Annotated in this window: 12 protein-coding genes; 3 read left to right on the top strand and 9 right to left on the bottom strand. The window is 45.4% G+C overall.

Going from position 1 to position 9957, the window contains the following annotated elements; translation table 11 throughout:
- Positions 1–169: 169 nt before the first annotated feature.
- The 8 genes from TH606_RS10015 to TH606_RS10050 form a co-directional block, all read right to left on the bottom strand.
- Complete coding sequence (locus TH606_RS10015) at positions 170–1117, bottom strand: PfkB family carbohydrate kinase (protein WP_068543566.1); 948 nt, start codon at positions 1115–1117, stop codon at positions 170–172.
- Positions 1089–1802 (bottom strand): zinc dependent phospholipase C family protein, encoded by a 714-nt coding sequence (locus TH606_RS10020; RefSeq protein WP_197460561.1) that lies wholly within the window; start codon positions 1800–1802, stop codon positions 1089–1091. The genes TH606_RS10015 and TH606_RS10020 overlap by 29 nt, the downstream gene beginning before the upstream one ends.
- A 69-nt stretch (positions 1803–1871) precedes the next feature.
- A complete protein-coding gene (locus TH606_RS10025; protein ID WP_068543573.1) occupies positions 1872–3083 on the bottom strand; it encodes an amidohydrolase family protein in 1212 nt (403 codons plus the stop codon).
- 9 nt (positions 3084–3092) lie between these two features.
- Positions 3093–4145, bottom strand: a complete 1053-nt coding sequence (mqnC, locus tag TH606_RS10030; RefSeq protein WP_068543576.1) for a cyclic dehypoxanthinyl futalosine synthase — start codon at positions 4143–4145, stop codon at positions 3093–3095.
- A 39-nt stretch (positions 4146–4184) separates the two neighbouring features.
- Positions 4185–4841: an MBL fold metallo-hydrolase gene (locus TH606_RS10035; RefSeq protein WP_068543579.1), complete on the bottom strand. Its 657-nt coding sequence runs from the start codon at positions 4839–4841 to the stop codon at positions 4185–4187.
- Complete coding sequence (locus TH606_RS10040; RefSeq protein WP_068543581.1) at positions 4831–5745, bottom strand: NAD(P)/FAD-dependent oxidoreductase; 915 nt, start codon at positions 5743–5745, stop codon at positions 4831–4833. Before TH606_RS10040 ends, TH606_RS10035 begins: the two co-directional genes overlap by 11 nt.
- Complete coding sequence (locus TH606_RS10045; protein WP_068543584.1) at positions 5742–5924, bottom strand: DNA gyrase inhibitor YacG; 183 nt, start codon at positions 5922–5924, stop codon at positions 5742–5744. The genes TH606_RS10040 and TH606_RS10045 overlap by 4 nt, the downstream gene beginning before the upstream one ends.
- Positions 5921–6850 (bottom strand): universal stress protein, encoded by a 930-nt coding sequence (locus tag TH606_RS10050; RefSeq protein ID WP_068543588.1) that lies wholly within the window; start codon positions 6848–6850, stop codon positions 5921–5923. The genes TH606_RS10045 and TH606_RS10050 overlap by 4 nt, the downstream gene beginning before the upstream one ends.
- Positions 6851–6997: 147 nt before the next feature.
- Here TH606_RS10050 and TH606_RS10055 point away from each other — a divergent pair, with 147 nt between their 5' ends.
- The 3 genes from TH606_RS10055 to TH606_RS10065 are packed head-to-tail and all read left to right on the top strand — an operon-like array spanning position 6998 to position 9712.
- Complete coding sequence (locus tag TH606_RS10055) at positions 6998–7435, top strand: hypothetical protein (RefSeq protein ID WP_068543591.1); 438 nt, start codon at positions 6998–7000, stop codon at positions 7433–7435.
- Complete coding sequence (coaBC, locus tag TH606_RS10060; protein ID WP_068543593.1) at positions 7422–8627, top strand: bifunctional phosphopantothenoylcysteine decarboxylase/phosphopantothenate--cysteine ligase CoaBC; 1206 nt, start codon at positions 7422–7424, stop codon at positions 8625–8627. The genes TH606_RS10055 and coaBC overlap by 14 nt, the downstream gene beginning before the upstream one ends.
- Before the next feature lie 5 nt (positions 8628–8632).
- Positions 8633–9712 (top strand): M24 family metallopeptidase, encoded by a 1080-nt coding sequence (locus TH606_RS10065; protein WP_197460562.1) that lies wholly within the window; start codon positions 8633–8635, stop codon positions 9710–9712.
- On the opposite strand, the gene TH606_RS10070 is transcribed toward TH606_RS10065, so the two are convergent.
- The coding region (locus TH606_RS10070) for a GNVR domain-containing protein (RefSeq protein ID WP_197460563.1) at positions 9709–9957 on the bottom strand (249 nt) is incomplete at its 5' end. The genes TH606_RS10065 and TH606_RS10070 overlap by 4 nt on opposite strands.

Consider the following 9957-nt stretch of genomic DNA (forward strand, 5'->3'; position numbering starts at 1 on the left):
TTTGTTGGTGGCTTCTTTGAATTCCCTTAATTCTGTTTCCAGGGTGGCCTGCTTCTTCTCTATTTCCAGGAGTTTATGGTAAATCATCTCGTTGGTGACTTTTAAACCACCCTCTGCCAGGGCTAAACTGCTCCATAAAGCCCAGATGAAAAATATGAGACAAGTCTTTTTAATCATACGAAGCCTCCTTTAATTGGTTCAGAAACTCTTCTCGCTCGGGGTATCCTCTTCTACCATAATCCCTGAGCGAAAGAGCAGCCATAGCTGCTCCTAACTTGCCCGCCTTTTCTTTAGATAGCCCGGAAAGCACACCGGCTATAACCCCAGCATCAAAAACATCTCCTGCACCAGTGTTATCAACAATTTTAGGTGGTGTTTCAGGGGGGATATTTTTTACCTGGCTGTTGAATAAAAGGGCGCCCTTTTCTCCTCTTTTCAAGAAAAGTTCAGGGCCAAGGGCAGCAATGTCTTCTGGGGCAACTTTAAGTTTCTCCAGTTCCTGGCTGGTTAGAAAAACAATTTTTGCTTTGCGAAAGAAGTTTTTAAGGGCGGCAAAGCCTCTTTGGGCGTAAATTTCTCCTGGGTCAATACTTGATATACCTGAATGATTTTGTTTCAGCTTGTCATGAAAGTAAAAACCTTCATTGGTTATGAGTGAACTGAGATGGAGCCATTCATCAGAGCTGGTTTTACAGGAAAAAGAAGCAAGCTTTGCTTCTTCAGAATGGGGAGAAACGAATATGGCCCGGTCTTTCTGGGCATCTATAATAATGAGGCAACAGGCTGAATAGCCTTGCCTTATGACACGGCTTAAGTCTGTGCCTTCAAGTTCTGCCAGAATGGTATCACCCTCTTCATCAGCTCCCACAATACCAATAAACCCGGTTTCAAATCCCCATAATTTCAGGGCAAAGATAGTGTTTGCCGCTGAGCCTCCTCCGCTTTGGGCAATGAAATGGCCTTTCTGTTCCAGCTCTTCGCGCAGGGCGTCAAATTCCTTACGGCTTCCCCATACTTCACCACCTGGAGTAAGGCCTTTGGCACATTTAAGCAAGCGAAGGTCTTCTATCTGATAGAAAAAATCCAGGTTAAGCGCACCTGAGCCGACGACACGCATAGTCTGCCTCTTTTACACCAAGAATCTGATTCATGCTCTCCAGGCATTCGGGCAGGGCTGCCCGGAATCTTTTTTCAAAGAAAAGGACCAAATTGCTGGGGGGGATTACTCTTTTTATTTTAGCAAGTCTCAGGGTGGATAAAGTGATGAGTTTGCGGGAAAGTATAACTTTGCTTGAAAGCCCAAAGCTTGAGGCCATAAACCTGTTGAGACGACGATGTCCTGGCCAGAGATAAATACCTTTCAGAAGAAAGAAATTTTGGCCCCGATTACGTTCAAGCGTCCACTCAAAGTAGTAATGAATAAGCCTTCCTGGAAGGTCAAGGCGTCTTTCCAGGGCCGGGATAAGATGTCCGTGAGCTACGTTGTCAGCCAAAAGGTGAGTGCCGTAACCCAGAGAAAAAGCGATTTCACAGGGTTTTTGGGCTCTGGAGATGAGTGACTCAAAGGCCTCAAAAGAGTGATATAGCCTTTTGAAACGAGCTGGTGCAATAAAAAAATCTGGAGCAAGATTGCCATAAATAAAGGCAAGCCCTAGGCTCCCTGTAAGTTCTCTAAAGCAAGGAGGGCCGATCTCAATAAGCTTTAACCCCAGTTCAATATGGGCTCCAGGGCCAAAGGCCAGGACCTCTCGTGGGAGGAAAACCACTACAAAGGGTATTAAAAGCAATAAAATGATCTTCAAAAACATTTCCTGGAGCTCCAGTATTTTCAATTGCTATTCTAACGAAAGCCAGGCCAAAAAACAAAGGCTTTAACCATAAAGTCGGCCAATTTTCTGGGGAGGATTAGTGACCAGGGTTTCAAGGATTTGTTCAAGGTTTCCTTCCTTGGCGGATAAAATCAAGAGGTCAGCCCTCGCGCCTTTGTCTATATAGCCCATATCTTTTTGTTTCAGGGCTTTAGCTCCCCATAAAGTGGCCATTTTAAGAAGGATGTGCGGTGAAAGGTGGGGAAAATGCTGTTTTAACGCCGCTATCTCTGCAAAAATAGAAAGATAGTCATTGCTTGCCAGGCTATCCGTGCCAAGACAAGGCTCAAGACCAAGCGCTAACATTTCTTCTACTCGTGGGAACCCCACTCCCAGAAAAATATTGCTCCTAGGGCAGAGGCAAGGTTTGGCTTTTCTTCTGGTGAGCAGGGCTAATTCTTCTGTGCTGGCCTGGGTAAGGTGGACACAGATGGTATTTTCGTCAAGCACGCCCAAGCGGTCCAGATAAAATACCGGCCTTAGTCCAGGGGCTACAAATGAAGAGGGCCACTGGCCACGTTCTTTAAGAAGTTCTCTTATAGGGCCTTTTCCGTACAGTAAAAACTCTATTTCTTCTACTGATTCAGCCACATGAAGAGAGAAGGGCAAGCGGTATTTCTTGGTCCATCTTTTAATGGCCTGCATAAGAAGGGGAGAAACCGTATAAGGGGCATGAGGGGCCAGACTAAAAATAATCTTTGAGTCTTTTAAGTGGTCTTTTAAAAAATCCTTCAGATTAGTACGGCCTTGAAAATCTATCACTTCCCTGAAAAAAACCGCTCTGAACGGAGATTCTCTCAACAAAGGCACGGAAAGACCGGTGTTGCCGTGGTCCCCAATAAGGCCTATGCCCACCTGCCACATTTCTTTAAGGCTTAGGCGAGCACTTTTAACATAGTCCTCAGGGGTTATTTCCTGGCGCAGACGGATGAGCTTTTTAATCCAGCTTACAAAAGAAGAGGTAGGAGAAAGGCGCCACTTAAAAGCTGCTAGTTCAAGGTGGGTATGGGCGTTTACCAGGGCCGGGATAAGCAAAGAGGCCCCCAGGTCAACCTCTTCCCCTATAAAGCCTTTTTTTACCTGCTTATAAGGGCCGCTATCTATGATTAAGCCTTCGGTGGCAATAATGGCTCCATTTTCAACGGGTTCTTTTATAATGGGAAGCAAATATTTGGTGCGATAAAGAGTGGGCTTTTTTGAGATCCTTAATTCCATTTGAATCCTTTAAATTAAACTGTAGTCCATTTTCCTGCGTCTGGGGGTATAGCCAGCGTCTTTTATAAGGCGTTCTATTTCTTCAATAGAAAGCCGATGAGACACTCCAGCCGCTGCCACCACGTTTTCTTCTATCATGGTGCTACCAAAGTCATTAGCACCAAATTCAAGGGCTACCTGGGCTACTTTGGGGCCCTGAGTCACCCAGGAGGCCTGAATATTTTTTATGTTGTCCAGAAATATGCGCGAAAGGGCAAGCATTTTAAGGTATTCTACAGGTAACACCTTGGGAGTTTTAAGTTCGGTGTTTCCTGGCTGAAACGGCCAGGGAATAAAGGCTGTAAAGCCCCCGGTTTCATCCTGGAGGTCTCTTAGGCGAGCCAGATGTTCAATCCTTTCTTCTACGGTTTCTATGTGTCCGAACATCATGGTGGCGGTAGTTTTAAGACCCAGGCGGTGGGCCACTCGCATTACTTCCAGCCACTCATCAGCACTACATTTATGAGGAGAAATTTTTTGACGAACTCTGTCAACCAGAATCTCTGCTCCCCCACCAGGAATAGAATTAAGGCCTGCGGCTATCAAGTCTTTAAGTACTTCTTCTATGTTTTTCCCTGAAATCCTGGTGAAGTGGATAATTTCAGGGGGAGAAAAACCGTGAATGTGAATTTCCGGGAATCTTTCTTTTATATCTTTTAGCATTTCCAAATAAAAAGAAAAGGGAAGATCAGGATTAAGACCTCCCTGTAGTAAAATCTGAACGCCACCTAGCGAAAGGGTTTCTTCTATTTTGCGAAATAGCTCTTCTTTAGAAAGAACAAAACCACCTTCTGTTTCAGGTGAACGATAATAAGCGCAAAACTTGCATCCTGAAATACAAATGTTGGTGTAATTGATATTGCGGTCAACAATGTAGGTGACCACCCTTTCGGGGTGAAGTCTGAAACGTGTTTCTCGGGCAAGAAAGCCCAGGTCAAAAAAAGAGGCTTCCTGCCAGAGGGTTAAGGCTTCTTCTCTGGTTATTCTTTGGCCTTCAAGGATTTTAGCCACTATCTTTTCCATGCCTTCATGGGTAGCAGGGTAGAACTTCCAAGTCAATAATTACTTGCCCAGCACAAACTCAACGATATAGGGATTAGTATTTTTTTCTTCACCAAGGGTAGAAAATGGCTTTTCGCCGTAATCGTGCCCAGGGCAAATAATAGTTTCGTCAGGCAAGGGTAAAATTTTTTCGCGTAGAGAACGAATAAGTTCCTCAAAATCTCCTCCAGGAAGGTCCGTGCGGCCAACGGCACCAACAAAAAGAGTGTCTCCGGTAAAGAGATATTCTTGGCCATCATAAAAACAAACTGAGCCAGGAGAGTGTCCAGGCGTGTGAATGGTTTGCAAACTAATAGTAGTGCCTACCTGGATAATAGAGCCGTCTTTTAATAAGATGTCAGCGGGTTCATTTGGTTCAAACCCCCAGGCGGCGAAAACTTGGGCAGCCATAGGGTGCCTGAAGAATTCGTCGTCAGCTTCATGCATGGCTACTGGAATATTTAATTTTTTGCGTAGCCACCAGGCGCCAGAGACATGGTCTCCATGGCCGTGAGTGGCCAGAATATACTTGGGGTTAAGTTCCAGCTCTTTAATTTTTTGGAGGATACGTCCTTCGTCTCCTCCTGGGTCAACAATGGCAGCTTCTCTGGTTTCTTCACAAATTAAAAGATAACAGCGCACAGCCAGAGGCCCTACGGTAAGGACATCAATTTTCATGTTGTTTCCTCCTCTGATTGGCTTCGTCGGCGGCGTTAAGACCGGCAATGCACCCTTCTCCTACAGCTTTGGCTACCTGAAAGGGTGGGCCGCATACGTCTCCGGCGGCAAAAACCCCGGGAACATTTGTTTTCTGGGCTTTGTCAACCTGAATGTAAGTCATGTTTTCCGGGTCAAGCATAACTCCCAAACTGGTAGCCAGCTGAAGAGCCCCTTTGGCCCCTTCTTCAATGAAGATCCCTTTAATTTGCAGTTTTTGGCCATCTTCCAGTAAAAGGCCTTCTACTTCTTTTTCCCCTAAAATTTCTTTGGGCTTGGCGGAAAAAATCTTGATATTTTCTTTTTCCAGGTCATTTTTTAAGGACTTTGATATATTTAGCTTTGGGCTTATTAAATACACTTCAGAGGCAATTTTTTTTAGGGTTAACGCTCCGTGAGCAGCTGCACTTCCATTTCCTATAACAGCTACAGGAAGGCCGCGGAAAAAGAATCCATCACAGTCCACACAGTAGCTAACCCCTTTGCCTATCAGTTCCTTTTCGCCCTTAATCTTGCTTTTACGCCTGCTAACTCCGGTGGCAATAATTAAGGTAAAAGAGTTTATCTTGCGACCGTCTTCCAGTTCTAAATAAAAATAGTGGTCACGAAGTTCTACTTTTACCACGTCTAAAGGAAGGTGTTCAGCTCCAAAATTTTGGGCTTGAGTAAGACCTGCTTCAAGTACTTCTTTCCCTTCTTTTTTCCCTGGCAGGCCAAAGTAGTTTTCCAGGTGAGCCCTGTAAAGGGCGCTGGCCTCAATTTTTCCTGCAATAATGGTTTTAACTCGTCGGCGGGCGGCATGAATGGCTGCTTGAAGTCCTGCCGGGCCCGCTCCTATTATGGCTACGTCATAAATGTCAATCATTTTTCTTCCTCCTGGTGAACTTCTTCTACTCCATCAGCTGGGACTCGGATACGATATTCCTCTGAAAGCCAGTGACCAAGGTCAATGAGTTTGCAGCGCTCTGAACAAAATGGCCGATAAGGATTCTCTTCCCAAAAAGTCAGTTTTCCGCATTGTGGGCATTTAATCTTTTTTTTCATCCCACTATCCACAGGCTTTTATCGGTCAGGTTATAAAGGATTTTAGATGAAGTAGAACCCAACAAGAGTTCTTTAAATCCCCCTCTTCCACGTCTTCCCATAACTACAGTGCCAAAGTTGCCTTTTTGGGCTTCCTTAATAATTTCAGCAGCTACTCCTCGTGGAGATTTCTTAATTTTTACCTTTACCTGCAAAACATCAAAAGTTTTTTTCAAAATTTTTTGAACTTCTTGAAAGAACTCTTGGGCTTCCTTTTGTTCTTTTTTAAGTAGATATGACTCAAGTTTAGCTAGATATCTACTCTCTTCTCCAGGAATCAAAGAGGGTATTACATGTAACAATTCTATTTCGACCTGAGGGTTTCCAGCTAAAATAAATCCAAGGTGATCAATGATTTTCAGCCCAGTTTCTCCCAAGTCAACCGGCACAAGAAAGCGCTTATTCCAGTTCTGCCCGTCAATAATCCAGACTGGCACATTTCGGCCGTACTCTACTAATTTTTGGGTAACGCTTCCTACCCACCAGGAAGACAGGCGGCCCAGTCCTCTTCGGCCTGCTACTACGGCGTCGTATTTACCGTCGTAAGCCTCTCTCAAAATGGTTCTTGCTAAATCTCTCCGCTGAATAGTGATTTTGGTGTGGACCTGTTTTTCAGAAAATCCCTCTCTGATAAGGGCTTCTTTAGTTTGATTTACACAATTATTTGCCCAGGCAACGTTTTCAGCCTGGATCTTTTCTAGCTTTTCCTGGCGTTCCAGTTCATTTAGCCCTGGTACCGGGCCTAAAAGATAGGACGGAGGGGCCGGGGCTACACAAAAGACGGTTATTTCAAAATCTTTAGCTTCTTTAAATAAAGTAGCCAGATAAGATACCGCCTTTTGAGAGTAGGCTGAACCATCTGTAGTGAGGAGTATATGCCGATTCAAAGGTCCCTCCAAATTAAGTCCAAATTAAGTTTAAACTTTAATTTAAATAATTTCTTGCTTGATTCATAGATGGCTACAGGCAAAAATATAACTTTTGAAGCAGGTAAAACTTGAAGTAAACTATGGCAAACAGCTAAGGAGGCTAGTATGAAAAATAGATTTAAATTAAGTGTTTTGGTTTTATTGGTATTTTTAGCTAGCTGTACTATGCCAGGCAAGGAGCAACCAAAGACTGAACCCCCTGCTCCTCCAAAGCCTTTTTATACCGGCACTGAATTTCCCAATATCGTTGTTCCTACAGACCTTAAAGTTGACCAGCAAAAATCCATGATAGTGCGTACCCAGAGCTACATCGGTGGAGTATTGGTTTTAAAAGGCCGGGTTAAGGCCCTGTCTCTTGAAAAGTTCTTTAAAAATCAGCTAAAAGCCCGCGGTTGGGAGCTTACGGGAAGTATTTTTTACCGCAGTATTCTTCTAACTTTTAAACGCCCTAATGGCTGCTGCATGATTTTGATTACCGAGCAACCCTTTACCACCGAGGTTCAAATCTGGGCCAGCGAAACTTTAGAAAATGCTACTTACTAATAAGAGGGTCCTTCTGGGGGTAACCGGAGGGATAGCGGCTTATAAGGCCGCTTCTCTCTTACGTTTTTTGCAAAAAAGGGGAGCTATATGCCGTGTGGTAATGACAGAAGGCGCCGAGGCCTTCATTTCTCCCCTTACCTTTGAAGCCTTAACCCAGGAGAAGGTCTTTACCCAGAAAGATTTTCTTAAGCCTCAAAGCGGTTTTATCCCGCACACAGAGCTTGCCCGTTTTGCCGAAGCCATAGCGGTGGCGCCGGCTACGGCTTCTTTTTTAGCTTCCCTTATCACCGGCGATGCCAGAAGTAACCTGGTGGCCACTATCATGGCCTCTAAAGCACCGGTTCTTATTTGTCCGGCCATGAACACCAATATGTGGAAACACCCGGCGGTGCAGGAAAACATAGCCAGGCTACGCCGTTGGGGCTGCGAAGTCCTTATTCCTGATGAAGGGGAGCTTGCCTGTGGGGACATTGGCCCGGGAAGACTTCCTTCTGAAGAAGTAATAGCTGCTTATCTTGAACGCCTTATGGCACCGAAAGATTTCTCAGGCCAAAAAGTTCTGGTAACCGCCGGCCCTACGCGGGAACCTTTAGACGCTGTGCGATACCTTTCAAACCGTTCTTCTGGAAAGATGGGCCTGGCCCTGGCTAAAGCCGCCTGGTTAAGAGGGGCTGAAGTTACCTTTATCCACGGCCCTCTTTCAGTGTCAGTACCTCCTTACTTTAAAGCTGTATCAGTAGAAACAGCAGGAGAAATGGCCGAGTTGGTTAAAAAATACTTTCCAGAAGCAGACATGCTTATTATGGCGGCGGCGGTGGCTGACTATCGCCCTAAACAGGTGTTCCCTGGTAAACAAAAAAAGGCCCAAAAATCTCTCACCATAGAGCTTGAACCCACGGAGGATATTCTGGCAACGGTGGCTTCTTCAAAAAAGCCCCATCAGCTGGTAATAGGCTTTGCGGCAGAAGAGAGTGAAAAGCTCCTTGAGGAAGCCCGGCGCAAACTAAAAGATAAAAAGCTTGACCTTATAGTAGCTAACGATATTTCACGCCCTGAAACCGGTTTTGAAACAGACACCAACGAAGTCTGGCTTATTTCTGCTTCGGGAAAAGAAGAAAAAGTAGCTCTGGCCCCTAAAGAAGAAGTGGCCTGGCGGATTTTGGATTTTGTGGTTGAGTGGTTGAAAGGATGAGAGAAGTGGAGGAAAGAAAAAAGCGCTTAAGACGAGTCAGGTTATCTTTACCGAAAGAAGGGGCCCTGCTTATCACCTGCCCAGAAAACAGGCGCTATCTTTCAGGTTTTTCTTCTGAGGACGTAAGCCTTACTGAAAGCTCAGGGGCCCTTTTAATAACCAGGAAAGAAGCCTTTATTCTTACTGATCCGCGCTATCAGGAAGAGGCCAAAGCGTGTGGACCTCTTTTTGAACCGCGCATTTACAGGAAAGGCCTGGTGGCTGAACTGGCCCTATTATTACCTTTACTGGGAGTTAAGACTATCCTCATAGAACCTCGCTATGTTTCAGTGGCCCTTTTACAGGCCATGGAAAAGAAGCTTTCCGTAAAAATTGAGATGGCACGTCCGGTTATTGAGCGTATGCGCGAAGTGAAAGATGCTGAAGAAGTTAGAGCCATTCGCAAGGCGCTTTCCATTGCCGAGGAAATCCTTTCAGAGGTAGCCGGGTATATAAAGGCAGGGATAACGGAGCGTGAGCTTTCCGCAAGAATTATCAGTATGAGCCACGAGATAGCCCATGGCCCGTCTTTTCCTCCGATAGTGGCTAGCGGCCCAAACGCCGCCAAACCCCACGCTGAACCAACGGATAAGTCTTTAAAAGCAGGAGAGCCACTCATAATTGACATGGGGGTCAAATGGCAAGGCTACTGCTCTGATATTACCCGCACTTTTTTCGTGGAAAAAATTACGGAAAAGTTTAAGTACATTTACAAAACCGTAAAAGAGGCCAAAGAGGCGGCTGAGCAGAAAATTAAGGCCGGGATTAAGGCACAGGAGCCAGATGAAGCGGCGAGGATTGTTTTTCGCCGAGAAGCCCTTGAAAGGCTTTTCTGGCATTCTCTGGGGCATGGGGTAGGGCTAGCCATTCACGAAGCCCCAACTCTTTCTTACCGCAGTCGGCGTAAGCTCAAAGCCGGTCAGGTAGTCACCGTTGAGCCCGGCCTTTATCTCCCTGGCTGGGGAGGCGTGCGCCTGGAAGACATGGTAGTGGTCACTGACGATGGCTTTACCAGGCTAAACACCCTTGGCTTTCTGGAGTTTTAGGCCTTTTCTTTTGTCTCATAACGTTTCCTGGCGTTTTCTAGCCACTCCACGAAGAAGGCTAGAAAAACCCCCAAAAATAGGCCAGAAACCATAGCCACGGCTACAATTAACAGTTTTTTGGGCTTATAAGGCTTATTAGGAACTACTGGTTCTACGGCTAATTCCACGCCCTTTAGCCTGGCAAGTCTGGTTTGGCTTTCAATAAGCTTACTTTCAGGTAGTATTTCAGTAATTGTGTCCGAAAA

This window comes from Thermodesulfatator autotrophicus (assembly GCF_001642325.1).
Classification (GTDB): domain Bacteria; phylum Desulfobacterota; class Thermodesulfobacteria; order Thermodesulfobacteriales; family Thermodesulfatatoraceae; genus Thermodesulfatator; species Thermodesulfatator autotrophicus.

Excerpts from the sequence above, each read along its gene's own strand:
- TH606_RS10015 (WP_068543566.1), bottom strand. The coding sequence starts at position 1,117 with ATGCGTGTCGTCGGCTCAGGTGCGCTTAACCTGGATTTTTTCTATCAG.
- TH606_RS10025 (WP_068543573.1), bottom strand. The coding sequence starts at position 3,083 with ATGGAATTAAGGATCTCAAAAAAGCCCACTCTTTATCGCACCAAATAT.
- mqnC (WP_068543576.1), bottom strand. The coding sequence starts at position 4,145 with ATGGAAAAGATAGTGGCTAAAATCCTTGAAGGCCAAAGAATAACCAGA.
- TH606_RS10035 (WP_068543579.1), bottom strand. The coding sequence starts at position 4,841 with ATGAAAATTGATGTCCTTACCGTAGGGCCTCTGGCTGTGCGCTGTTAT.
- TH606_RS10040 (WP_068543581.1), bottom strand. The coding sequence starts at position 5,745 with ATGATTGACATTTATGACGTAGCCATAATAGGAGCGGGCCCGGCAGGA.
- TH606_RS10045 (WP_068543584.1), bottom strand. The coding sequence starts at position 5,924 with ATGAAAAAAAAGATTAAATGCCCACAATGCGGAAAACTGACTTTTTGG.
- TH606_RS10055 (WP_068543591.1), top strand. The coding sequence starts at position 6,998 with ATGAAAAATAGATTTAAATTAAGTGTTTTGGTTTTATTGGTATTTTTA.
- coaBC (WP_068543593.1), top strand. The coding sequence starts at position 7,422 with ATGCTACTTACTAATAAGAGGGTCCTTCTGGGGGTAACCGGAGGGATA.